The sequence below is a fragment of the Nesterenkonia halotolerans genome, assembly GCF_014874065.1.
Classification (GTDB): domain Bacteria; phylum Actinomycetota; class Actinomycetes; order Actinomycetales; family Micrococcaceae; genus Nesterenkonia; species Nesterenkonia halotolerans.
Genome location: NZ_JADBEE010000001.1, coordinates 1,772,817 through 1,796,913 on the forward strand (window position 1 = coordinate 1,772,817; position 24,097 = coordinate 1,796,913).

Here is a 24,097-nt window from a genome sequence, read left to right on the forward strand (position 1 = left end):
CACGCGGGGAACTGTCACACCATCACCTTCACAACGGATCGTCGGGCACGTACCTGCCCGTGAAAGGGACATGCCACCATGGCTTCAGTGACGTATGACTCCGCCAGCCGCATCTATACCCCCGGCGCGCGGCCTGCTATCAACCAGCTCCACCTCGAGGTCGCCGACGGCGAGTTCCTCGTCCTCGTGGGACCCTCCGGCTGCGGCAAGTCCACCGCGCTGCGCATGCTCGCCGGCCTGGAAGAGGTCAACGAAGGCCGCATCCTGATCGGCGGCGAGGACGTCTCCCACGTCTCCCCCAAGGACCGTGACATCGCCATGGTCTTCCAGAACTACGCGCTGTACCCGCACATGTCCGTTGCCGAGAACATGGGCTTCGCCCTGAAGATCGCCGGCGTCTCCAAAGAGGAGCGTGCCGAGCGCGTGAAGAAGGCCGCAGAGATCCTTGACCTCGTGCCCTACCTCGAGCGCAAGCCGAAGGCGCTCTCCGGTGGTCAGCGTCAGCGTGTGGCCATGGGCCGTGCGATCGTGCGCTCCCCCAAGGTCTTCCTCATGGATGAGCCGCTCTCGAACCTCGATGCCAAGCTGCGTGTGCAGACCCGCACCCAGATCGCGGCGCTGACCCGCGAGCTGCAGACCACCACCGTCTACGTCACCCACGACCAGGTCGAGGCCATGACGATGGGCGACCGCGTCTGCGTGCTCAAGGACGGCGTGCTGCAGCAGGTCGACTCCCCCCGCAACCTCTACGACACACCCGCCAACGTCTTCGTGGCAGGCTTCATCGGCTCCCCCGCGATGAACCTCTTCCACGCCAAGATCCAGGGCGAGGGCCTGGTGCTCGGCAACGACATCGTCCCCGTCGACGGCGGACACCTGGCCAAGAGCACCCGCGACGAGGTCGTCCTGGGCGTTCGCCCCGAGGACATGGAGCTCACCACCGACGGCACAGGGCTGCCGATGACCGTGGACCTGGTCGAGGAGCTCGGCGCTGACGCCTACATCTTCGGCACCCCGGACGGCATCAAGACCTTCCAGCCGTTCATCGTGCGCGTGGACGGGCGCCGTCCCCCCATGCGCGGCGAGCGGGTCTTCATCAAGCCGAACCCGAGTCACGTGCACCTGTTCGACATCGAGAACGGCCTGCGGCTCAACGGTGACGTCCCGGAGCACACCCCGCATGCCTCGCTCTCCGATGTGGAAGCCCTCGCCGACTCCGAGGACTGAACCCCGCATTCTCGGGGACAGCGGCGGAGCAGGTCAACGCCTGTCAGGCGGCTGCGGAACTCGAATGGCACGCTTTCGTCCAGGAAGTGCCCAGCAAAACCCCCGTAGAGTGAAGAACATCGCTCACGGGGCTGTCATTGACTGACGGACTCAGTACCTTTGCGACATCGACGTCAACGACAGAAAGGAACGGGTAATTATGCATAAGTCAGTTCTGCCAATCAGCTTGACTACAATCCTGCTCATCGTGATCATCGTCATCCTGGTGACCTGATCCTGAGACACCAGCAGCATCAAGAGGGCGTGATCCGAGCATTCGGGTCACGCCCTCTTGCTATGCCCGCTGTTGCCATGCCCGGTGGTGTCACGCCGGGCGAAGCTGCAGCGATGCATTGATCAGTCGTTCCGGCACGGGGGTGTGCGAGAACAGCACCACGCTCCGCTCGGGGCCGGTGGCGCCCAGCAGCTCCTCGAGCATCTGCACGGCGGTCTCCGGGTCCACATGGGCGGTCGGCTCATCCAGGATCAGGATGCGCGCCCCCGAGAGCAGTCCACGGGCGACTGCGATGCGCTGCGCCTGACCTCCCGAGATCAAGGCTCCGAACATGCCCACCGGGGTCTCCAGACCCCCACGGGTCTGGGCCCAGTCCCAGAGTCCGACGGCGCGCAGCGCCTGCTCGAGCTCCTCATCCTGCACCGCCTGAGGACCATCGGGATGGGCGAGCGCCAGATTCGCGCGCAGACTTGAGTCAAAGATATGCGCCTGCTGCTCGATCAGACAGACCTCTCGGCGGAGCTCTTCGGGACTCCAGTCCGCCACGTCCTCACCTGCCACCAGGTACTGGCCCTTGTGGGGCAGGAATCCGGTGAGCCCGAGGGCCAGCGCGGTCTTGCCCACTCCGCTGGGCCCGGTGATGAGCAGGTTCTGCCCGGGAAGCAGCCGCGCCGAGATGGGCGTCCCCACGGCCGCTACACTCTCGGGCCACCGCACGGTGACGTCGCGCAGCTCCAGGGCGGGCACCAACTCGGCCGCGAAGGATGACGGAACTCGGAGCCCCGCCGTGGACCCCGCCAGCAGCTGTGCCTGCTGCGTCCCCGTTGCAGTCCGGGCCTGAGACTCTCGCTCCGGCTCTGGCGCGATCTCCGCGATCCTGCGCGCGTGGGTGAGCACACGCCGGCGCGCGCTCCAGGCCAGCGGCACCGCGGCGGCGAGTTCGAAGACCGCGAGCGGGATCAGCGCCAGCGTCACCAGTACGGCCGGGTCCACCTCACCGAAGCCCAGTGCCATATCGGGGCCCAGGGGCACCGCAGCCTGCAGGGAGGGGGCGGCGATCAGCAGCGCGGCCATCACCGCCGCGCCCGTCCCGCCGGCGAAGACCGCTGCGAGGAGTCCGGCACCGCGCGCACCGAGCAGCGCCTCCCGACGCAGCCTGGTGTCGAGCTCCGCGACCTTCTGAAGCTGAGCCTCCACGGCGTCGTAGGCGATCAGCACATCGAGTTCGCCGACGAGATCCACGACCTCATCGGCGAGGTCTCCGCGCAGCTGTGCGGTGCGCCGCTCGGCACGCACGGTCAGCGTCTCGGTCACCAGGGTTCCCAGCACGAGGGTGAGCAGCAGCAGTCCCGCGAGCGCCAGCGCGAGGATCGGCGAGAACCAGAGCACTGCGAGCAGCGTCAGTCCGACCACGGTCAGGGAGGACACCAGCGGCTGGATGACGCGGGTGGGAAGATCCACCAGGCCATCGACATCACGGATCACCCGGGTGAGCAGATCTCCGCGCCGTCGTGGACCCAGCTTCACCGGGGCGAGCGGCTCGAGCCGGGAGAACGCGTCCACCCGGACCTCGCCCAGCGCCCGAAAGGCGGCGTCGTGGGTGCTCAGCCGTTCGAGGTAGCGGAAGAAGCCACGCGAGAGGGCGAAGGCGCGCACCCCGACCACGAGCAGGCCGAGGTAGAGGATCGGTGGCTGTTCGGATGCTCGGGTGATCAGGTACGCGGAGCTTCCCAGCAGCAGCACCGCGCTGAGCCCGGAGAGAATGCCGAAGATCAGTCCCGGGGCCATGGCTCGCCAGGAGGGTCGTGATGCCACCAGCAGACTGCGTGCCTGGCGCTGTGCATTCTGCTCGGCTGTTCCGGTGTTCATCCCAGCACCCCAGCATTCGCTGTGCGCAGCTCCACGAGGTGATCCGCGGCCTGGCGCATGGTCTCGTGGTGGCTGATCACCAGGACCGTGCGGCCGGCGGCGGCCTCGTCCCGCAGAGTGTGGATGAGCTGCTCCTCGGTTCGTGCGTCCAGGGCGGCGCTGGGCTCGTCCAGCAGCAGAAGGGGACAGTCCAGGCTGCGAACGCGGAACAGTGCCCGAGCGATCGCTGCTCGATGCGCCTGGCCGCCGGAGAGCCCCGCCCCGCGCACCCCGAGTCGGTGATCAAGCTGGACGTGGAGTCCGACGTCCTCGAGCACCTCTCGGGCGAGATGTGGGTCCCTTGGCTGGTCCATCGCGATGTTCTCCTCAACCGTCCCGCTGCGCAGGCCATGTCGCTGACCGCTCCAGGCGATGAGCTCGCGTCGCTGCGGGCCGGTGAGCTGCGAAGTCGCGCCGGCGGTGCTGGTCGGCTGGAGAAGGATCTCTCCGCGGCTGGGAAGAAACCCCATGATCGCCTCGAACAGGGAGGTCTTCCCGCTCCCGCTGGGCCCGGTGATCACAGTGAGCTCCCCGGCACGTGCCCGCAGGTCCACTCCTCGGAGCACCTCGGTCTCCCCGCGACGCACCTGAAGTCCGGTGATCACCAGATCCAGGGGTTCTCCGCGCAGCGCCGCCCCCGTGAGCGAACTCTGCTCCGCTGGGGGGCCCTGGTGACCAGCAGCGTCGTCGAGGATCTCGAAGACGTCCTCGGCGGCCGCCACACCCTCGGCGGCCGCGTGGTAGTTCGCTCCCACCTGACGCAGCGGAGCGTAGGCCTCCGGAACGATGAGCAGCACGAAGAGCCCGACGGCGAGCTCCATCTGCCCGTCGATCAGTCGGATGCCCACGGAGACGGCCACCAGAGCCACTGACAGGCTCGCCGCGAGTTCAAGCACGAATCCGGAGAGGAAGCTGACCCGCAGGACCTTCATCGTGCTGCGGCGGTGCTGTTCAGAGATCTCGCGCAGGTTCTCTCGCTGGCGATGCGCTCGGTTGAAGACCTTCAGTGTGGACAGCCCCTCGACGAGGTCCAGGTAGGTGCGGGAGAGCCGATCCAGACGCCTCCACTGCTGCTGCTGGGCCGCCTGGGTGGAGAAGCCGATGAGCGCCATGAACACCGGGATCAGCGGCAGGGTCAGCGCGACGATCACCGCGGTGGTCAGGTCCTGGGTGGCCAGCACTCCGAGGTGAAGCGGGATGGCAAGACCAGTGAGCACCAGCTGGGGCAGATAGCGAGAGAAGTAGGAGTCCAGCGCGTCGAGCCCGGAGCCCAGGACCGTGACGGCATGCGCGCTGTCGCGGGAACGCGAGGAGGCGGCACCGGTGGCCACGGAATCCGCGAGTGCCCGGGTGGCGCGCCGGCGCAGCTGGCTCTTGGCCTTCACTGCTGCCCGGGCTGCCGCGAACTCCACCGCCCAGGCCAGGGCGGCACGCCCGAGGACCACGCCAGCCAGACCGAGCAGGGCCGGTATGAGCTCAGGGAGCAGAGCGCCGCTGCCGGTGCCGGACACCTCCCCGACGATCCCCACCCAGGCTGCAGCGCGCGCAAGGATCGAGGCCAGCAGCCAGCTGAAGAGGATCACCAGTGTCACCTGGCCCAGCCCGAGCAGCGCCGCCAGGAGGAGGAAGCTGCGTGAGGCCGCCGCGTAGCGCAGCAGACGCGGATCAAGGGGTTTCATGGCGACCGCCGGGCTCAGTGCGCTGCCGCGGGGATGTGATCACGGCTGAGCCTGCGGCGGAAGACCCAGTAGGTCCAGGCCTGGTACCCGATGACCAGCGGGGTGGTGATCAGCGCGACCCAGAGCATGACCCCGAGCGTGTACTCCGAGGAGCTCGCATTGACGATGGTGAGCGTTCCGGCCGGCGTCGTCGTCGAGGGCATGACATTGGGGAAGAGCGAGACGAACAGCGTCGCGACGGCGGCCGCGATGGTCAATGCCATGGCGGTGAAGGCGAACCCCTCGCGGCCACGCAGGCTGAACAGTCCGGCCGCGATGAGTGAGGCGGCGGCGAGCCCGGCGAGTGTGATGATCCAGGTCAGATGCGGCACCTGGGTGTGCATCAGCACCGTCCAGAAGAGGAAGCTCGCGGCGACCGCGATGGTGGGGAGCATGAAGCGCAGGATCATGGCGCGTGCCCGGGCGCGGATGTCTCCCTCGGTCTTCAATGCGATGAAGATCATCCCGTGCACCAGGCAGAGCAGCACCAGGGTGATCCCACCCAGCAGGCCATAGGGGTTGAGCAGGCCGAACAGCGAGATCGAGACCTGGTGATCAGCGTCCATGGGGACCCCGCGCACGATGTTCGCGAAGGCCACTCCCCAGAGGAACGCCGGCAGGAAGGACCCGATGATGATCATCAGGTCGAACCGTGCGGCCCACTGGGGCTCTCTGCGCTGGTGCCGGTATTCGAAGCTCACGCCGCGCAGGATCAGTGCCAGCAGGATGAGCAGCAGCGGAAGGTAGAAGCCCGAGAAGAGGCTGGCGTACCACTCGGGGAAGGCGGCGAAGAGCACGGCGCCGGCGACGATGACCCAGGTCTCGTTGAGGTCCCAGACCGGGCCGATGGTGTTGATCATGACGCGGCGGTCGGTGTCATCGCGGCCGAGCAGCGGCAGCGCCATCCCCACGCCGAAGTCGAATCCGTCGAGCACGAAGTAGCCGATGAAGAAGAAGGCCACCAGGGCGAACCAGATCTGTTCGATGTCCATCAGAAGGTCCTCGATTCCAAGACGTCACGCGGCGGCTCAGTAGACGATGGCAAGTGAGTCGGGCTCGGCATTGTCGTCCTCTCCCTGCGAGATCTCGGGTGGGCCCTCCTGGGCCGCCTTGCGGATGAGCTTGAACTCGACGACCGCGAGGACGCCGTAGATCACGGTGAAGGCCGCCAGCGAGAGCGCCACCTGCCAGCCGGCGACGTTCGGGGAGACCGCGGCCTCGGTCTTCATCAGACCGAAGACGATCCATGGCTGCCTGCCCATCTCGGTGAAGACCCAGCCGACCAGCGAGGCCATCATGGGCAGCGGAGCGGTCCAGATGAGAACCCTCCAGAGCCGGTCCTGCACCAGCGCCGAGCGCTGCGGGGCCTTGGCACGGGTCATCCACAGCATCACCAGGGACACCAGCGCGGAGAACACCCCCAGGCCGATCATCCAGCGGAAGGCCCAATAGGTGATCCAGATGATGGGTGAATAGTCGCCCGGGCCGAACTGCGTGACGTACTGCGCCTGCAGGTTGTTGATCCCTTCCACCTCGCCGTCCATGGTGTGCGTGGACAGCAGCGAGAGCAGGTGCGGGATCCGGATCGAGAAGAGCTCGCTGGCACCGTCGGGGGTCCCCAGCGTGAAGATGGAGAAGCTGGCAGCGTTCGTGGTCTCGTAGAGGCCCTCGGCAGCGGCCATCTTCATCGGCTGGGCATCCACCATCGCCAGCGAGAGCTGATCTCCGGAGAGTCCCACGCCCATGAAGGCCAGCACGTTGGTCCAGAGTCCGGCCTTCAGCGCGGTGCGCATGGTCTCGAGATGTTGGTTGCGGCGCAGGTGCCAGGCGGCGACGGCGATCATCACGGTGGCGGCGAACATGATCGCGGCCAGGATGGTGTGCGGGAAGGCCGCGAGCACCACTGGGTTGCTCAGCACCTCCCACAGGCTGGTCAGCTCTGCGCGTCCGCGCTCGGCATTCATGGAGTAACCCACCGGGTTCTGCATGAATGCATTTGCGGCCAGGATGAAGTAGGCCGACATTGCACTGGCGAAGAACACCATCCAGATGCACAGCAGATGTGCCAGCCGCGGGAGCTTGTCCCAGCCGAAGATCCACAGACCGATGAAGGTGGCTTCCAGGAAGAAGGCGGCGAGGCCCTCGATTGCCAGCGGTGCTCCGAAGACGTCTCCGACGAAGCGCGAGTATTCCGACCAGTTCATGCCGAACTGGAACTCCTGGACGATTCCGGTGACCACACCCATGGCGAAGTTGATCAGGAAGATCTTGCCGAAGAGTCGGGTCAGCCGCAGGTACTTCACATCTCTGGTCCGGTACCAGGCGGTCTGCATGATGGCCGCCATCAGCGCCATGCCGATGGTGAGTGGGACGAAGATGAAGTGATAGAGCGTGGTCAGGCCGAACTGCCACCGGGCCAGGGCCAGCGGGTCGAAGAACTCTTCCATGCACACTCACCTCAACAGCACGGGCGGGCATCCGCTGATGGGCGCCAGACCTGCTCCGGAGGCTCTGCGTGCATGTCCCCCGGTGATGCTGGCCGTCCACGGATGGTGTCGCGCTGGGTGCGACGTCCGCTGTGCTTTGAATTCTACGTCGTGTAGAAGAGTTCTTCTACACGATGTAGAAAAGTGTGTCCAAGCACTCAGCGAGCCGGCGCGGGAGCCGCTGGAGCCCCGCGCCGGCTTCGCTGCAGCTGGCTCAGTCCTCGCTGAGCCCCGCCGCCGGCTCCACCTTGGACAGTGCCCGAGCCGGAAGCATAGCCGCGAGGCCGGCGGCCAGCAGGGTCACCGCCCAAAGCCCTGCGATCCGCAGCCACGGCATCTCCAGGACCACGCTCCAGTCCTCTCTCGCCACCATGGACGCCACGCCGGCCCAGCCGAGGAAGGCCCCCAGGGCGGTGCCGATCAGCAGCGCCACCCCGGCAAGCAGCAAGGCCTCGATCGTGATCATCTGCCCCACGGAACGTCGATTCATGCCGACGGCTCGGAGCAGGGCCGCCTCGCGGCGCCGCTCCAGGACCGAGAGCGAGAGCGTGTTGCTGACACCGATCACTGCCACCAGCACCGAGGCGCCGAGCAGCACGAGCACGATCAGCAGCACCATGTCGATGCTCTGCGAGTAGCTGGCTCGCATCACCGCGCCCTCGTCGTTGAACTGCTCCGAGTGATCCTCCATCAGCGACGCCAGACCGTAGGACTCATCGGGGCTCACGCCCTCGGCGACGCGGATGAGCGTGATGCCCTGCGCATCGCTGAAGGTCCAGGGAGACCCTTCCTCGGCCAGCGCCTCTTCAGGCAGAGACTCCGCGGTGATCAGCACCGTGTCCCCAGGCAGCCAGGACGCGATGGACGCCTCGACGGTGATCGCCTGCTCCTCGGCGCCGGAGGACGCCGTGCCGTAGGGCATGAGTTCCAGTTCAGCACCACTGCCGGAGTACACCTCGCCGTTGAGCTGCCCGGCGACGAGCGCCTGGCCAGGTGCGGGAGCGAGGCCCCCGACACGAGCCACCCCAGCGAAGGTCTCCTCGTCCACCAGGACCACACGACCTTCTGCGCTGCCCAGTTCCCCAGTCAGCGTGGCGGAGGTTCCCTGCGCGCTGGTGAAGGACTCGACGAGATCACTCTCGGTGAGATCCGCTTGAAGATCCTCACCCACGGCGGCGACCGAAGCCTCCACCGGGTAGCGCTCGGCGAGCTCGTCATAGAGCACGGTCTGTGCCGTGGAGGCCCCCACCATCATGGTGCCCACCAGGGTGACGCCCACCAGCAGGGCCGAGGCGGTCGCCGTCGTGCGTCCTGGCACCTGCCGTGCGTTCTGACCGGCGAGCCGCGCGTTGACGCGCAGCCCCGGGATCCGTGCGAGCAGGCGGCCCCCTTGGGCCACCAACCCGGGCACTGCGATTCGCGCCAGCACGAGCACCCCGGAGAAGCCCAGCGCAGCACCGGCGACGCCGAGAAGCGGGGCAGGCACCGGGAGCGAGCCCTCGGGCCCACCGAGCAGGGCGGCGGCCAGGACCGCACCGAAGCCTCCAAGAGTCAGGACCAGTCCGATGCTCACCCGCAGGATCGAGATCTTCGGCATGGCGGCACCGAGCCCTGCTGGGCGCAGAGCCGCCATCGGAGAGACCCGTCCGGCCTTCAGCGCCGGGAGCAGGGCGGAGAACACGGTGACGAGCAGACCCAGCCCGAGTCCCACCACCGTGGCCAGCAGCGTGGGTCCGGCGAGGGGAAGGTCCGGCGCGAACGTCGCCCGGGCGATGGCGGAGAAGCCCAGTGCCGCTGTGGTGCCGAGCACCACACCGGCAGCGCCGCCCAGAAGCCCGAGCACGGCCCCCTCCATCAGCGTGGCGCGCTTGAGCTGCGCCGAGGTGGCGCCGACCGCGCGCAGCAGCGCGAGCGTGCGCTGACGCGAGGCCACCAGCACCTGGAAGGTGTTGGAGATGACCAGGGCGGAGACGAACACCGAGATGCCTCCGAAGCCGAGGGCGAAATAGCCCAGGGCATCGCCGCTGCCCGTCTGCTCCGCCATGCGAGTCTCGACGATCTCCTCAATGGTCCTCACCTCGAGGGACCCGAGGTCCGCGGCCCGGGTGGACTCCAGACCTGCGACCGCTTCGTCGATGAGCCCACGGATCTGCTCCTGCACCTCGGTCGCTTCACCCTCGGGACTCAGCTTCACGCGGATCTCGACCGGGCTCCCGCCGGCGGGGACGCGTTCCATCCCTTCGGGGGTGACGAATCCGCGCGGCGAGCCCTGGGTGTCCATCACGCCCACCACGGTGTAGTCCTCTTCGATCACGGTGGGCTCGGCATCCTCTGCGGCACCCTCCTCGTAGACGAACTCCTGCGCGGTCAGCGTGGTGCCGAGTTCGATTCCCTGGCCCTCGGCCGCGGCAGAGCTGACCACGACCTCATCCTGGGCCTGAGCCTCGCGTCCCGCGCTGATCTCACCCTCCCGCGTCTCGGACTGCTCGGTCACCGGAAGCCCTATGGTGGCGGAGCCGTCCTCTTCCACGTCGCTGAGGTAGGCACCGCTGACCGCGTCGGCGACGTCCACGCCGTCGAGCTCGTCGATCTCCTCGGCCAACGGCACGTCGTCGCGCAGATAGTCTTCGGTGTCCTCATCCCAGGTCATGGCCATGGCAGTGTCGATGATCAGGTCGCTGCCGGCGGCCTCGGCCTCAATCTGCTGGGTCAGGCCGCGGTTGAAGGAGTCCACCATGAGCATCCCGGCCACGATGAACGCCACCGAGATGGCGACGGCGGCCCCCGCGGCGAACAGCTTCTTCCCGGCTGAGCGAAGATTGACCTGCAGCACGGGGTTGCGCCTCATGAGCCGGCCTCGACGAGTGCTGCGGCAAGCTGGGCGGCCGTGGGGTTCTCCAGGGTGCCTGCGACGCGGCCGTCGGCCAGCAGCACCGTGCGGTCCGCCTGGGCGGCGGCATTGGCGTCGTGGGTCACCATGATGACGGTCTGGCTGAACTCGTCGACGGCGGTGCGCAGCAGTCCCAGCACCTCTGCGCCGGTGGCCTGGTCCAGGTTGCCGGTGGGCTCGTCGGCGAAGATCACTGCGGGCTTCGAGACCAGAGCGCGGGCCACGGCGACGCGCTGCTGCTGCCCGCCGGAGAGCTCGAAGGGGCGGTGCCCCAGTCGGTCCTTCAGCCCCAGCCGCTCGATGACCTGCGCGTAGAACGCCTTGTCCACGGCGTTGCCGCCCAGGTTGGTGGGCAGCAGGATGTTCTCCTCGGCGGTCATCGCCGGGACCAGGTTGTAGGCCTGGAAGATGAAGCCGATGGACTCGCGGCGGACGCGGGTGAGCTGCTTCTCGTTGAGCCCGCTCAGCGTGGTCTCGCCGCGCGAGGAGGAGAGGATGACCTCGCCGTCGTCGGCGGTGTCCAGTCCCGCCAGCACATGCAGCAGGGTGGACTTCCCGGAGCCCGAGGGTCCCATCACCGCGGTGAAGCGCGCGGCGGGGAAGTCGATGTTCAGTGAGCGCAGCGGATGGACGGCCGCGTCTCCGGAGCCGTAGGTCTTGTTCAGGTCCCTGGCGCGCAGCGCGGGGATCAGTGCAGTCATCATGCTGTTCACCCTACGAACCACCCAGGGTCTTCCACATCGGACTACAGGCCGGTCTGCACCTCATCCTGCAGGATGAGCTGGGACCATCGCGGCGGGGCTCAGTCCGCCCGGTCTCAGCCCTGCGCGGTCTCAGCCCTGCACGTCGGTGGGCGCGGCTCGATCGTCCACGGCGTTCGTCGCCGCGTCGATGCGGTCAAGGGCGGTGTCCAGCGCTTCGACGCTGGCCCAGAGCTTCGGATGCTGCTCACGGACCTGTTCGAGCGAGGAGCCGGAGGACTTCAGTGCCGCAAGGTCGAAGCTGGCGTTGGTGCGGGCACCAGTCACGGCGGCGCGGAGCGCACCGAAGGCGACGACGACGTCGGCGATCAGTGCGGAGTTGCCGTGCTCGGCGAGCCAGGAGAGGTCATCGATCGCATCGGCTGCGTGCTCGCCGAGGATCACCGAGGAGCGCGCGGCACCCAGGGAAGCCTCGCGGATCGCCTTCTTGCGCTCGGCCCCGCGTTCCATGGCGAAGGCCTTGCCGAATGCCTCCGAGGCTTCGGCGTCCTCATCGGCGAGCTGCAGAGCCACCTGCCGAAGCTTCTGCGCTCTGGCGATGACGGCGTCGAGCTCGTCCCGCTGCTCGTCGGCGGGCTCGGTGTACCCGGCGACCATGGAGGTCAGCGAGGCGGCGATCGCGAGCATCACCCCGGCGCCGGCGCCACCCCCGGGCGAGCCGACGGGTTCTGCGAGCGCACTTGTCCACTTCTCGAGCGTGGAATTTTCGGTGGTGATCTCTGCTGCGTCGGCCATAGGCCAAGTCTGCCCTGCTCCGGCGCACATGCCCACCTCCCCGGCAGGCCCGGGGCTTTTCAGCACGCTGGCAGTCTGTCTCTCGAAGCTCTGTCTTTCAGTACACGAGCCCGGTCTCATAGGCGAAGACCACGGCCTGCACGCGATCCCGCACCTCGAGCTTCGCCAACACCTGTCCCACGTGGGTCTTGATCGTGGCCTCGGAGAGGAAGAGTCGCGCCGCGATCTCGCCGTTGGAGTCTCCGGTGGCGAGCTCGAGCAGGATCTCCTGCTCCCGATTGGTGAGTCGATCAAGCTTGCCCTGCTGGTGGACATCCGGGGTCCGTCGCCGCGCCTGAGCGCCGCTGCCCAGCGTGGCATCGAGCAGCCGCCGGGTGGTGGTGGGCGCGATGACCGCGCCCCCGGTGGTCACCGTGCGGATGGAGTCGAGCAGGGTCTCGGGCTTCACATCCTTGAGCAGAAAGCCGGCGGCCCCCGCGCGCAGCGCCTGGAGGGCGTACTCATCGGTGTCGAAGGTGGTCAGCACGATCACGCGGGTGGCGCCCAGCGTGGGGTCCTCGGTGATCAGCCGGGTGGCCTCCAGCCCGTCCATGACCGGCATCCGGATGTCCATGAGCACCACATCGGGACGGTGCACCCTGGCGGCGGTGAGCGCGTCCTGTCCGTTGCCCGCCTGATCGACCACACGCAGGTCCGGCTGGGAATCGATGACCATGGCGAAGCCCGCACGCAGCAGGGCCTGGTCGTCGGCGAGCAGGATGCGCAGCGGGGTCTGCTCGGTGCTCATCCTGCGTCCTCCTGGTGGGGGTGGGGTTCGGGGTGCTGGACAGGCGCGGCCCGGGTCGCCGGAGGTTCGGAAGCAAGTACGGCTGGGGACTCTGGTCCGCTCTCAGGTCTCACGTCCGGCCTGCTCGCGAAAGTGCGCGCGTCCAGCGGGAACCGGGCCAGCACATCGAATCCTGACTCATGGGCGCGGGTCTGCACGGTCCCGCCGTAGAGCCGGGCGCGCTCCGCCATCCCCAGCAGGCCGGAGCCGCCGCCGTCGCTCTCTGCCGCTGCTCCGCGTCCGGTGTCGCGGACCTCCAGCATCAGGGCCGGGTCCGGTTCACTGGCTACCGCGACCCAGACCTCGGCGCTCGCCCCTGGTCCGGCATGCTTGAGCGTGTTGGTCAGCGCCTCCTGGACGATCCGATAGGCCGCGAGTCCCACACCTTCGGGCAGCCGCGGAATGGAATCGCTGAGCATGTTCAGGCGTGCGTCGAGCCCCGAGGCGCTCACATCCTCGATGAGCTGCTGCAGATCCTGTACGCCCGGTGCCGGTCGCTTCTGCAGCGCGCCGTCGTCCTCGCGCAGCACTCCGAGCATCCGGCGCATCTCGGTGAGCGCCTCGCGACCGGTCTCACCGATGGTTTCGAAGGCCTGAGCCGCGCGATCCGGGCTCTGCTGCAGGACGTAGCGCCCGCCGTCGGCCTGGGCGATCATGACCGACATGGAGTGGGAGACCACGTCGTGCATCTCGCGGGCGATGCGCATGCGTTCGGCATCGGCGGCCAGCCGCGCCTCCTGGTCGCGCTCCCGCATGAGCATCTGATTGCGTTCGAAAACCGCACTGAGCTCACGACGACGGCGCCCCGCCAGATGCCCGGCAAGCCACAGGACCAGGACGACGGCGGCGGCGAAACCTCCGGTGAACCCGGCACTGCCCCAGGTGCGCACAGGCACGCCCCAGAGGGTGCTCTCAACAAGGCCCGCGTCCGGATACTGGTTGGCGTAGGAGAGGTCGAGGAGCACGTAGTACACGCCAAGCGCAAGAGCACCTAGCAGCGCCACCACCAGGTAGGCCCGGGAGACGCGCGACGTGCCGTACTTCGCGCAGGCGTAGACCATCAGCGGCACGGCGAAGCCCGAAACGCCCGGCGCCGTGCCCGTGATCAGCTGTGCGACGCAGAGGGCTGCCATCGTGCCGGCGGCAGGCCCCGGGTTGGTCCGCGAGAAGGCCAGCGGCAACACGGTGAGGAGCTCGAGGAGGACGCTCGCCGACCACGGGATGGTCAGTCCGATGCCCGACATAGACCCACCCCCACTGACCTGGGAGAAGAGCACCAGCGCCAGCAGTGGAAGGACCTTGACCAACGCGTCGATCAGCCGTTGGCGATGGCGACTCCTAGCTTCGTGAGTATCCGTGAGCAGAGTCATCGCTCAGCCCGACTGGTGCGGGCGGTCCGGCTGGTCCGCCTCCCGGGCGCCCTGTTGATTGCGCTCGGCGGTCTCTCTGCGCTGCGCCACCTCTTCCGGTGCGTATTTCTCCACCGGGCCCTTCTCGTCGCGGCCGTGTTCACTGCGGAACCGGATGGTCTCCCAGCCCAGATAGGCGGCAGGTCCGAAGATCGGCAGGGCGAAGATCACGACGGCCCAGATGGCACCCTTGTGCGGCGGCAGCGCCTTGTCCTGGAGAAGCACCATCAGCGCGGCGATCAGCAGTCCGACGGCCGCCACGGCGATCGCCCAGGCCCAGACGGAGTTCCCGTCCGAGAGCAGGCGACCGATGGCGGAGAGAACTGGAGGATTCACACCTCCAGTCTAGAAGCAGGCACCAGGGGGTGTCCTCATACCGTGGGACCAGATCAGCACGGGGGAATACACTTCGGTCATCGTGCACAGGCACGACGGTCACCATCGAGTCGAAAGATCACCAGCACGTGGAGCTCGTACAGGGCAGAGTCCCCCTTCTCAGGGTGCACGCGGTGAATCTGCTGTGTGCTCTGGCGCTGGCCTCGATCGCGCTGACTCCGTCTCTGGTGCCTCGTCCCACAGTGTTCCAAGGATTCCTTGCGGGTCTGTGGTTCATGATCGGATTCCAGCTCGGCTTCCTGCTCAGATGGGCCGCACAAGCAGCCTGCGAGGGCATCCGTGCACTGGCTCAGCGGAGAGGACTTATTCGCCCCAGGAGCGAGGCGAAGACCGGACGCGCCCGGCGGCGGCCCCAGAGTGCGGCCGGTCCCATTGTTCTGGGAATCGCCCTTGTGGCCTACGTGGTCGGATACGGAGCGCTGGTCGTCTCATGGCAGAACGAGGTCAGACGTCTCGTGGAGATGGAACCGGTAGACGGCGCCGGGCATGCGGCCTTCCTGCTGAGCATGTTCACGACGATGATTCTCTTCTACGGGATCGCCGGAGGAATCGGGGCTCTCCGCTCGGCAATAGCTCGGAGCGTTGAACGTGGCGGCGGATCGGCAGTCCTGGCGCGTTCCGCCGGGCAGGCTTCCTCCGTGGCTGCTGTCTTGATTCTGGTGGTCGGGTTCCTCGGGGCGGGTCTTGCAGCCGTGAACACGCTCTACGAGGACCGAGACGCCGACACGCCGGCAGGGATATCCCGACCCTTTCTTTCCGAGCGGTCGGGCGGGCCCGGTTCCACGCTCACGTGGGAGGGGCTCGGCCGCCATGGGCGGGCCTTCAGCAGCGGGGGTCCCAGCGGAGCCCAGATCGCGAATGTCACCGGCACCCCCGCCCTCGAGCCGATCCGCGTGTACGCCGGCCTGTCCCAAGCGCCGGACGCCGCGTCCCGCGCGGCCGCGGTGGTCGATGAACTTGAGCGCACCGGCGCCTTCGAGCGCGAAGTGCTGCTGGTCGCCACTCCTACAGGCTCCGGATGGCTCGAACCGCAGGCCATCGCCTCTTTCGAATACCTCTACGGCGGTGACACCGCGACGGCGTCGATGCAGTACTCCACCCAGCCAAGCTGGGTCTCGTTTCTCTTCCGCCCGGGACTCGCAGTGGATTCCAGCGAGGCGCTCTTTGACGCCGTCCATGACCGCTGGCGAGCCATCCCAGAGGAAGATAGACCTCGGTTGGCCGTCTACGGACTGAGCCTCGGCGCCCAGGGCATGGCAGGAAGCTTCGAGGGCCTCGATGATCTGCTCACCCGGACAGACGCGGCACTCTTCACAGGACCTCCCGCCAACTCACAGCCCTGGCGCGGACTGCAGGCAGCTCGCGACGCCGAAAGTCCCGTGTGGCAGCCGGTCTACCAGGCCGGCGAGCAGGTTCGGTGGCAGTCAAAACCTGGTGATTTCGCCGAGCTTCCCGGACCGTGGCGGCAACCCCGCATCGGCTATCTCCAACACGCCACGGACCCCATCACCTGGCTCGAGCCCGCTGTGCTGTTCCAGCGTCCCGCGTGGCTGGCGGGCCCCGCGGCCGCCGGCGGACGCGGGGCGGATGTGAGCGATGCGATGCAGTGGATCCCGGGGGTGACCTTCCTGCACCTGGTCACCGACATGCTCATGAGCGAAGCGGTGCCGCCGAGCCATGGCCATAATTTCGGGGATGTCGCGGTCGACGGCTGGGCACAGGTGCTGCCCGGTCATGATCGCGATGGCGCGCAGCTGGCCGCCATTCAGAGCATCATCGAACAGATCGACAGTCAGGACCCCGCCTGGGAATGATTGGGCTCTAGAACGGGGAGGTCCCTGGCTTCACGCAGATGACCGGCGTATTGGCCTGCAGGATGATCTGCTGCGCGGCCGAACCCATGATGAACTTGCTCGCCGGAGTGCGGTGGCGGATGCCGATCACGATCGCGGAGGCGTCAATGCGCTCGGCCATGTCCAGGAGATCGCCCACACCGTCTTTGCCGCGCGAATCCGGCTCCGCGTAGGTCTCGGTCACCCCGGCGTCCGCTGCGGTCTTCGGCGACGGACGGTCCCCGCTGAGCACGAAGTAGAGCAGCTCCTCACCACGACGTGCGGCCTCAGCAAGTGCGTAGGCGTAGGCCGCCTGTCCTTCGGCGGAGTCGGTACCTGCAATAAGGACTGTCATAGGTGGGTTCCTTGCGATCGGCTCTTGCGCAGCGCCAGGACGACGGTGCCGAGGGTGAAGTCTCTGACATATTGTAGGATAAGCGCGACCCGGGTGACGCTGATCACGAACGTCTCACCCGGGACCGCCATGTCTACGCCAAGCCCGAGACGCAACGATGCGCTTCGGCCCCGAAGGGATCTGATGAGTCATCCGGTGAACGCCGACTCCACCTCGCGCTCCACGTTCAGGAAGATCTCGACCATCATCTTCGCCGTGGTTGCGGTGATATGCATCGGCTCGGCGTCATTCTTCTCGGTCCAGTCGGCCTCCGGCGGCACAGACGTGCGCAGCAACATGACGCTGGTCGCACCGGCAGCAGCAGGCGGCGGGTGGGACACGTTCCAGCGCGAGCTGCAGCAGAGTCTGCAGACCAACGACCTGGTGAGCAATGTTCAGGTGATCAACGTCCCCGGGGCCGGTGGCACGATCGCGATCGGAAATGTGGCCTCGCTCCCGGACGCGAATAATCTGATGGTCGGCGGAACCGGGCAGATCGCAGCCCAGATCCAGTTCGGCACAGAATCTCAGCTGCAGGACGTGTTGCCGGTCGCGAAGGTGCTCGAGGAGTACGACATCATCGTCGTGCCTGCTGATTCGCCCTACGAGACCATGGACGAGCTGGTCGAGGCGTGGCGCGAGGACCCGAGCGGCACGCCATGGACCGGAGGCGGGTCCTTCGATCAGCTGGTGATCACCGAGACCGCCCTGGAATCCGACATCAGCCCCAGCGAGATGACCTACATCCCCTCCGACGGCGGCGGCGAGGCGATCCAGGCGCTGCTCAACGGAACCGCAGAAGCCTCGGCGGGCGGCTTCGCCGACATGTACCCACAGGTCGAGTCCGGGCGGCTGCGCGTCCTGGGCGTCGTGGCCGAGGAACGGCTCGAAGGCGTGGATGACATCCCGACGCTGGCCGAACAGGGTTACGACGTCACGCTGACGAATTGGAGAGCCCTCTTCGCGCCACCCAGCGCCACGGAGGAAGAGATCGCCGAACTGGCCCAGGTGGTGGACGAGGCAGTGGTGACCCCCGAATGGGAGGCCACCGTGGAACAGAACTACTGGCGAGAAGCCCCCCTGCAGGGCGAGGAGCTGGATGACTACATCGCCGAGGAGACCGAGCGCATCGCCGGCCTGTTCGAGGAGATGGGACAGTGACGACACCGATGAACCCCTCACCTGACACTCACACCGACTCTCCACCCCCGGTGAGCTCCACCGAGACGACGCCGCAGAGCTCGCTTCCCGGTCCCGCTCCCGCCGGGGAAGGGACGTTCTGGCATGGGCGCTCGGGACTGATCATGCCTGGCGTGATCGCCGCCTTCAGCCTCTACATCCTCATCGGCGTGCTCACCATGGATGTGGGAGAGGCAGACTTCCCGGGACCGCGGTTCTTCCCGACCATCCTCGCCGTGCTGGGCCTCATCCTGGCGGCGATCATCGCCGCGGGAATCCTGCGTCACCCGGAACACCCGGAGAACCAGTCCGGCAGGACGTGGCGGTTCCATTCTGACTTCCAGGCCCTGGGCTGGACCGTGGGCGGGTTCCTCGCGTTCGCGGTGCTCCTGCCCTGGCTCGGCTGGATCCTCGCCGGCGGCGTGGCCTTCTGGTGTGCCGCCCGCGGCTTCGGCTCCCGCCGCCCCGTGTTCGACATCCTCGTCAGCCTCTTCATGAGCTCAGTGGTCTATCTCGCGTTCAGCGTCGCACTTGGACTGAACCTGCCCTCGGGCATCCTTGGAGGTGGTTTCTGACATGGAGTCTCTCTCCCTGTTGATGGAAGGATTCGGCGGCGCGCTGACCCCGATCAACCTCCTCTGGGTCGTCGTGGGGTGTCTGCTGGGCACCGCCGTCGGCGTCATGCCGGGCCTGGGTTCCTCCATGGCTGTGGCCCTGCTGCTGCCCATGACCTTTGCCCTGGACCCGACGGCCGCGTTCATCCTGTTCGCCGGTGTGTACTTCGGTGGACTCTTCGGCGACTCCACCATGGCGATCCTGATGAACACCCCCGGCCAGGCCTCGGCCATCGCCTCCACCTTCGAGGGCCACAAGATGGCCCTGGACGGCAGGGCACCCCAGGCATTGGCGACGGCGGCGATCGGCGCGTTCATCGGCGGCATCATCGCCTCCACGATCGTCGTCTTCTTCGCCCCCACGCTGGCCGAGCTCTCCCGCTACTTCGGTCCGGCCGAGTACTTCGCGCTGGCGGTCTTCGCGTTCATCGCCACCTCCTCGGTGGTCTCGGAGTCCGTGCCGAAGGGCCTGGCGGCCCTGGTGCTGGGTCTGGGCTTCTCCACCGTGGGCATCGACTCCGTCACCGGAACGCAGCGCTTCACCCTGGGCGCGCCGCAGCTCTTCGAGGGCATCTCGCTGATCACGGTCACCGTGGCCATCCTGGCTCTCGGTGAGGTGTTCTACGTGGCATCGCGAGCGCGCCGGGACAAGCGCGACCTGAAGACACGCTCTGCCGGACGCCCCTGGCTGAAGTGGGCAGAGTTCAAGGAAGCAGCCCCGGCCTGGGGCCGCGGCACCGTGATCGGACTGCCCTTCGGCGTGATCCCGGTGGGCGGATCCGAGGTGCCCACCTTCATGGCGTTCGATGTGGAGCGGCGCCTGGACCGTCGTCGTCGTTTCCCGAAGTTCGGCAAGGGCGCCATCCGTGGTCTGGCGGCCCCGGAAGCAGCCGGCAACTCCACCACAGGCATGGCCATGGGCGCGCTGCTCGCGCTGGGACTGCCGGTCTCCGCGACGGCGGCCATCATGTTGGCGGCGTTCCGCCAGTATGGGCTGCAGCCGGGTCCGCTGCTGTTCGACCGCAATCCGGATCTGGTCTGGGCGCTGCTGGCGAGCTTCTTCATCGCCATGGTCGTCCTGCTCATCATCAACCTGCCGTTCGCCCAGCTGTGGTCCAAGCTGCTGCTGATCCCGCAGCCCTACCTCTACGCCGGCATCACCGTGTTCTGCGGGCTCGGTGTCTATGCCACCTCCGGTCGGGTCTTCGACCTGCTGCTGCTCCTGGGGATCGGCGTGCTGGGCTTCCTGATGCGGCGCTACGGCTACCCGCTGGCGCCGCTGATGATCGGCATGGTGCTTGGACCGCTGGCGGAGACCTCGGTGCGCGATGCGCTGCTGTCCTCCGACGGTGACTACTCCGCGCTGATCGACAGCCCCATCACCTGGTTCATCTATGGACTGCTCGCGCTGGTGCTGGCCTTCACGGTCCGCGCAGCGGTGGTGAAGCGGAGCCGCCAGGACATCTGATCCCGGGGCATGGCAGTCAGCTGCAAGCGGCTAGGCGTCGGGGGTCTCTGGACTGGGAGTCTCTGGGTCGGGGGTCCCGCGATCGGCGATCCAGCGCCGGTGGATGCTTGCGGCCACCCAGAGCACCAGCGGAAGGCTCAGCAGCACCGTGAACAGGCGCACCATATGCGCGCCGATGATCACCGCGCCGTCGAAGCCCAGAGCGACGCCGGCGGTCACCATCTCGGCCACGCCTCCTGGCATCAGCGAGAGCATGGACTCTGCGGGTTCCAGAATCCCGAGCGCGGCGAAGGCCCAGCCGAAGAGGACGCCCGCCCCCAGGACCGCCCCGACGGCGAGCGCACCCGGGGCGAGGAAGCGCCTGAACTGCCGAAACGTGTCCGGGGCGATGGTGGCTCCGATCGCGGTCCCCACCAGCAGCTGGGCCAGCAGGACCACAAGGTTCGGCACCTGCACCGCGAGACCGAATCCGAGGTTGACCGCAGCCGCCCCGAGGAGGCCTCCGGTGAGCGGCCACAGCGGCATCCGCCACCACCGAAAGAGCATGGCGGCAGTCGCGGAGCCCGCCATCACCGCGAGCAGCGGCAGGAGCTCGCTCATGAGAGCACCAGAAGCAGGATGGGAAGGACGACGAGCACCAGCGAGAACAGCCTCACGGCGTGGACGCTGAGCACGATTCCGACGTCGGCACCCTTGTCGAGAGCGATCGCGGAGACCTCGGCCAGACCACCTGGGGTCACGGCCAACACCGCCGTGACCGGGTCCACTCGATAGCGTGACATCAAGATGGTGATGAACACGAGGTTGAGCGCCGTGAGCGCGAGGTAGGCGAGGACCACGGGAACGGCGATCGCTGCCGTGCTGATGATCGAGTCCAGGGTGAGCAGCACCCCGGAGGCCAGTCCTACGGTGGTCAGCCCGATCTGCCGGGCCGCGAGCGGGAGCCTGGCGGGCCTCATGCGACGAGTCCAGGGCTGGTTCACCAGCGCCGAGCCCAGCACGCTGCCGATCAGCATTCCTGCCGGAACCCCGAGCACCTCGAGCAGCGCGCCGCCGCTTGCGCCGCCCAGGAGGAGTCGGCCGATGCCGAGCAGTCCCGCTGGGCGCGCGCCCTCGTCGGTGGCTTCCAGTTCGTCTCCTCCCGGATCGGCGCCCTTCAGCGCTGCGGCCAGACCGAGCGTTCACGCATGACGTCGGCGAGCGCCTCGGCGTCGTCGGTCATCAGGCCGTCCACTCCCATGTCCAAAAGCCCATGCATCTGAAGGGGATCATCGACCACCCAGACATGGACCTGCAGCCCTGCTCGATGGCAGCGCTGCACGAACCGCGGGGTCACCACGCGGATGCGTCCATGCGAGATCGGGACCTGCACGCAGTCGATCTCTGCGACCCGCCCGGTCAGCCGGCGCATCATGCCCAGCGGGCCCAGCAGCACGATCATCGCCGTGGCCACCCAGCCTCCCGAGGTGGCCACCGGGTGGGAGAGCAGTCTGCGCACGCGGTGTCGGCGGGCATCGTTGAAGCTCGCGGCGAGCACGCGATCGTGAGCCTGGTGCTTCTCCACGATGCGGGTGAACTCGGGGACGGATTCCGCGTCCTTGAGGTCCACGTTGAGGTGGACATCGTCCCAGGTGGTCAGGAGATCTTCGAAGCGGACCAGTTCTTCGGCGAACTCGCCCTCGGCCCCGACCCGGAGCTGGGCGAGCTCCTCCCAGGTCTTCTCGCTGAGCTTGCCGGTGCCGGTGGTGGCGCGATCGAGCTCTTCGTCATGGAAGATCACCAGCGTGCCGTCGGAGGAGGTGCGCACGTCGAGCTCCAGATACCGATACCCGAGATCGACCGCCCGACGGAAGGCGCCCATGGTGTTCTCACGGCGCGGATCAGCTCCGCGGTGCGCAAAGGCCAGGGGGCTGTGGTGCAGCGGACCCGGCCGGGAGTTCAGCAGATAGGGAACCTCGCGATAGGTGTGGCGACGGTAGGGTGTGGCCATCTACAGCTCTCCGGCGAGGAGCTGCTCGATCACCTGAGCGACGCCGTCGTCGTCGCAGGAGGCGGCGGTGTGGTTTGCGGCGGACCGGGCCAGTGGGTGCGCTGAGCCGACGGCCCAGGACCTTCCCGCCCAGCGCAGCATCTCGATGTCATTGGGCATGTCGCCGAAGGCGATGACACGGTCACGCGCGATCTGCTGGCTGGCGGCATACCGGGCCAGACCGGAGGCCTTGTTCACGCCCTGGGCGGAGAGCTCCAGGAGACTGATCCCGGGAGCCGAGTGCGTCACGGTGAGCAGGTCCCCCACTTCCGACTGGACCCTGCCGAGGAACTCATCGGGCGCCATGGCCTCGGTCTTGCAGAGCAGCTTCACCACCCGGTCGGTCACATGGGCGCTGGTGACGTCGCTGTCCGGGGTCTGCGCCGCATGGGTGAGCGCGTCGCGCTCCAGCGTCTCGTCCAGCGGGCCGAGCCGGAGCTCCTGTTCGGTGACTCCGGCGGCGCGGCGTCGATTCTCTTCGAAGAAGAGCGAGCCGGCGATGAAGGGCTCCTCCATGTGCAGGTGTTCCAGGGTCTCTGCGGCGAAGGAGGCCTGCGGGTCGATCTCGGAGATCAAGTCCTTCACGGTGAACAGCGCGGCAGCGTCCAGCGCGGTCTCATGCACCACCCGATCGGTGGCGAGATCGTAGATCACCGCGCCGTTGGAGGCGATGACCGTACCCGGCTGACCGAGGGTCGCACTGATGTGCTTGAGCCAGCGCACCGGTCGGCCGGTCACCAGCACCACACGGATCCCGGCGGACTGCGCCGCCTGAAACGCCTCGACGGTCCTGGCGGAGACCGAGCCGGTCTCGGTGTGGGTGTAGCTGAGGATCGTGCCGTCGATGTCGCTGGCGATCAGCTGCACGTCTCCGAGGGCGGAGGTGGACGCCGGAAGCGAGAGTTCGGTCACGGGTTCAGCCCCGGAGAGCCTGGTCGAGCTCCTCAGCGGTCGGCGGCTGAGCCCCGAAGCGTGAGGAGTTGATGGCGGCCGCGCGCGCCGCGGTGCGCAGCACGGTGCTGAGCTGGTCGGTGCTGATCTCGCGCAGGGCTGGACGACGGGAGGCGCCGAGGAGATGCATTCCGCGCAGCGTGGAGAGCGTGGCCGCCATGAAGGAGTCGCCCGCCCCCACCGTGTCAGCGACTTCGATGGAGAAGGCCTCCTGCTCGGCGAAGCCCGCGCGGGTCAGGCCCATCGCACCAGAGGGCCCTCGGGTCACGGTGACCAGGGAGGGGCCCATCTGCAGCCAGGCATCCATCGTCTCCCGGTGGCTGCGCTCGGGGTAGAGCAGGTCGAGATCGTCGGTGGAGGCCTGGATGATGTCTGCCCGGGAGATGAACTCTTCGGCCTGGCGGCGCGCCTCATCTCGATTGGGCACCAGGGTGGGCCGGTAGTTCGGGTCATAGGAGACCGTGGCGACGGCGTGCGCGCGGTCGATCACGTTCTTCACGGTCTCGGCGCCGGGCTGGAGCATCGCCCCGATCGAGCCTGCATGCAGGTGTTCCAGCGGGCCGGAGTCCTGATCTCTGGGGGCCTGGTCCTGTGAAAGGCCCCCGGCGTGGCCGGCTTGTCCGGCCTCTCCGGCGAGAGTGCAGAACTTTTTCTCCAGCTCATCGGCGCTGGGCAGCGTCCAGTCCAGGGTGAACTCGTAGCTGGCCTGCCCGGTGGGATCCAGCGTGGCTCGAGCCACGGAGGTCGGGGAAGCGTCGGCCTCGAGCAGGGCGGTGATGCCCTGGGCCCGGAGACTGCGGGCGATCATGCGTCCGTATTCGTCATCTCCCCGGCGGCCGGCGAAGACGACGTCGTGCTCCAATCGGGCGAGCCCCACTGCGACATTGAACGGTGAGCCCCCGACGTGCGCCTTGGGGGCAGATGTCTCGGACTGGACGACATCCACCAAGCACTCGCCGATGACCGCTAGGTATGAACTCACCCCACTAAACTACCGCAC

Annotated in this window: 21 protein-coding genes; 5 read left to right on the top strand and 16 right to left on the bottom strand. The window is 67.6% G+C overall.

Annotated elements, in window-relative coordinates:
• Positions 1-78 precede the first annotated feature (78 nt).
• Positions 79-1,227: an ABC transporter ATP-binding protein gene (locus tag H4W26_RS08080; protein ID WP_192591559.1), complete on the top strand. Its 1,149-nt coding sequence runs from the start codon at positions 79-81 to the stop codon at positions 1,225-1,227.
• Between the two features lie 364 nt (positions 1,228-1,591).
• Here H4W26_RS08080 and cydC read toward each other — a convergent pair whose 3' ends face one another.
• From cydC to H4W26_RS08130, 10 genes are all read right to left on the bottom strand, one after another.
• Entirely contained in the window at positions 1,592-3,370 is a 1,779-nt protein-coding gene (cydC, locus tag H4W26_RS08085; protein ID WP_192591560.1) for a thiol reductant ABC exporter subunit CydC, read from the bottom strand.
• Positions 3,367-5,088 (bottom strand): thiol reductant ABC exporter subunit CydD, encoded by a 1,722-nt coding sequence (gene cydD / locus H4W26_RS08090; protein WP_192591561.1) that lies wholly within the window; start codon positions 5,086-5,088, stop codon positions 3,367-3,369. The genes cydC and cydD overlap by 4 nt, the downstream gene beginning before the upstream one ends.
• Before the next feature lie 14 nt (positions 5,089-5,102).
• The gene (cydB, locus tag H4W26_RS08095; protein ID WP_192591562.1) at positions 5,103-6,119 is read right to left on the bottom strand and encodes a cytochrome d ubiquinol oxidase subunit II; all 1,017 of its coding nucleotides are present in this window, start codon (positions 6,117-6,119) and stop codon (positions 5,103-5,105) included.
• A gap of 36 nt (positions 6,120-6,155) precedes the next feature.
• Complete coding sequence (locus tag H4W26_RS08100) at positions 6,156-7,574, bottom strand: cytochrome ubiquinol oxidase subunit I (RefSeq protein ID WP_192591563.1); 1,419 nt, start codon at positions 7,572-7,574, stop codon at positions 6,156-6,158.
• Positions 7,575-7,827: 253 nt separating this feature from the next.
• On the bottom strand, positions 7,828-10,461 hold the full coding sequence (locus H4W26_RS08105; protein WP_192591564.1) for an FtsX-like permease family protein: 2,634 nt from the start codon (positions 10,459-10,461) through the stop codon (positions 7,828-7,830).
• On the bottom strand, positions 10,458-11,207 hold the full coding sequence (locus tag H4W26_RS08110; protein ID WP_225939641.1) for an ABC transporter ATP-binding protein: 750 nt from the start codon (positions 11,205-11,207) through the stop codon (positions 10,458-10,460). Before H4W26_RS08110 ends, H4W26_RS08105 begins: the two co-directional genes overlap by 4 nt.
• A 129-nt stretch (positions 11,208-11,336) precedes the next feature.
• The gene (locus tag H4W26_RS08115) at positions 11,337-11,999 is read right to left on the bottom strand and encodes a cyclodeaminase/cyclohydrolase family protein (protein ID WP_192591565.1); all 663 of its coding nucleotides are present in this window, start codon (positions 11,997-11,999) and stop codon (positions 11,337-11,339) included.
• Between the two features lie 97 nt (positions 12,000-12,096).
• Positions 12,097-12,786 (bottom strand): response regulator, encoded by a 690-nt coding sequence (locus H4W26_RS08120; RefSeq protein ID WP_192591566.1) that lies wholly within the window; start codon positions 12,784-12,786, stop codon positions 12,097-12,099.
• On the bottom strand, positions 12,783-14,195 hold the full coding sequence (locus H4W26_RS08125) for a sensor histidine kinase (protein WP_192591567.1): 1,413 nt from the start codon (positions 14,193-14,195) through the stop codon (positions 12,783-12,785). Before H4W26_RS08125 ends, H4W26_RS08120 begins: the two co-directional genes overlap by 4 nt.
• Before the next feature lie 3 nt (positions 14,196-14,198).
• Positions 14,199-14,570, bottom strand: a complete 372-nt coding sequence (locus H4W26_RS08130; RefSeq protein ID WP_192591568.1) for a PLD nuclease N-terminal domain-containing protein — start codon at positions 14,568-14,570, stop codon at positions 14,199-14,201.
• 173 nt (positions 14,571-14,743) lie between these two features.
• On the opposite strand from H4W26_RS08130, the gene H4W26_RS08135 reads away from it, so the two are divergent.
• A complete protein-coding gene (locus tag H4W26_RS08135) occupies positions 14,744-16,444 on the top strand; it encodes an alpha/beta-hydrolase family protein (protein ID WP_192591569.1) in 1,701 nt (566 codons plus the stop codon).
• Positions 16,445-16,451: 7 nt separating this feature from the next.
• Here the strand turns inward: H4W26_RS08135 and H4W26_RS08140 are convergent, their stop codons facing one another.
• On the bottom strand, positions 16,452-16,817 hold the full coding sequence (locus H4W26_RS08140) for a universal stress protein (protein ID WP_192591570.1): 366 nt from the start codon (positions 16,815-16,817) through the stop codon (positions 16,452-16,454).
• A 183-nt stretch (positions 16,818-17,000) separates the two neighbouring features.
• On the opposite strand from H4W26_RS08140, the gene H4W26_RS08145 reads away from it, so the two are divergent.
• From H4W26_RS08145 to tctA, 3 genes are read left to right on the top strand one after another with little or no spacing between them, the layout of a single operon-like run.
• The gene (locus tag H4W26_RS08145) at positions 17,001-18,017 is read left to right on the top strand and encodes a tripartite tricarboxylate transporter substrate binding protein (RefSeq protein ID WP_192591571.1); all 1,017 of its coding nucleotides are present in this window, start codon (positions 17,001-17,003) and stop codon (positions 18,015-18,017) included.
• Entirely contained in the window at positions 18,014-18,610 is a 597-nt protein-coding gene (locus H4W26_RS08150) for a tripartite tricarboxylate transporter TctB family protein (protein WP_318779810.1), read from the top strand. Before H4W26_RS08145 ends, H4W26_RS08150 begins: the two co-directional genes overlap by 4 nt.
• A gap of 1 nt (position 18,611) precedes the next feature.
• Positions 18,612-20,117: a tripartite tricarboxylate transporter permease TctA gene (gene tctA, locus H4W26_RS08155; protein WP_192591572.1), complete on the top strand. Its 1,506-nt coding sequence runs from the start codon at positions 18,612-18,614 to the stop codon at positions 20,115-20,117.
• A 30-nt stretch (positions 20,118-20,147) separates the two neighbouring features.
• On the opposite strand, the gene H4W26_RS08160 is transcribed toward tctA, so the two are convergent.
• From H4W26_RS08160 to H4W26_RS08180, 5 genes are read right to left on the bottom strand one after another with little or no spacing between them, the layout of a single operon-like run.
• Complete coding sequence (locus H4W26_RS08160; RefSeq protein ID WP_192591573.1) at positions 20,148-20,717, bottom strand: AbrB family transcriptional regulator; 570 nt, start codon at positions 20,715-20,717, stop codon at positions 20,148-20,150.
• Complete coding sequence (locus H4W26_RS08165; protein WP_318779847.1) at positions 20,714-21,289, bottom strand: AbrB family transcriptional regulator; 576 nt, start codon at positions 21,287-21,289, stop codon at positions 20,714-20,716. The genes H4W26_RS08160 and H4W26_RS08165 overlap by 4 nt, the downstream gene beginning before the upstream one ends.
• A complete protein-coding gene (locus tag H4W26_RS08170) occupies positions 21,274-22,107 on the bottom strand; it encodes a glycerophosphodiester phosphodiesterase (RefSeq protein ID WP_192591574.1) in 834 nt (277 codons plus the stop codon). The genes H4W26_RS08165 and H4W26_RS08170 overlap by 16 nt, the downstream gene beginning before the upstream one ends.
• The gene (locus H4W26_RS08175; protein ID WP_318779811.1) at positions 22,108-23,058 is read right to left on the bottom strand and encodes an HAD family hydrolase; all 951 of its coding nucleotides are present in this window, start codon (positions 23,056-23,058) and stop codon (positions 22,108-22,110) included. It abuts the gene before it with no gap.
• A 4-nt stretch (positions 23,059-23,062) separates the two neighbouring features.
• Positions 23,063-24,079, bottom strand: a complete 1,017-nt coding sequence (locus tag H4W26_RS08180) for a carbohydrate kinase family protein (protein WP_192591575.1) — start codon at positions 24,077-24,079, stop codon at positions 23,063-23,065.
• Positions 24,080-24,097 lie beyond the last annotated feature (18 nt).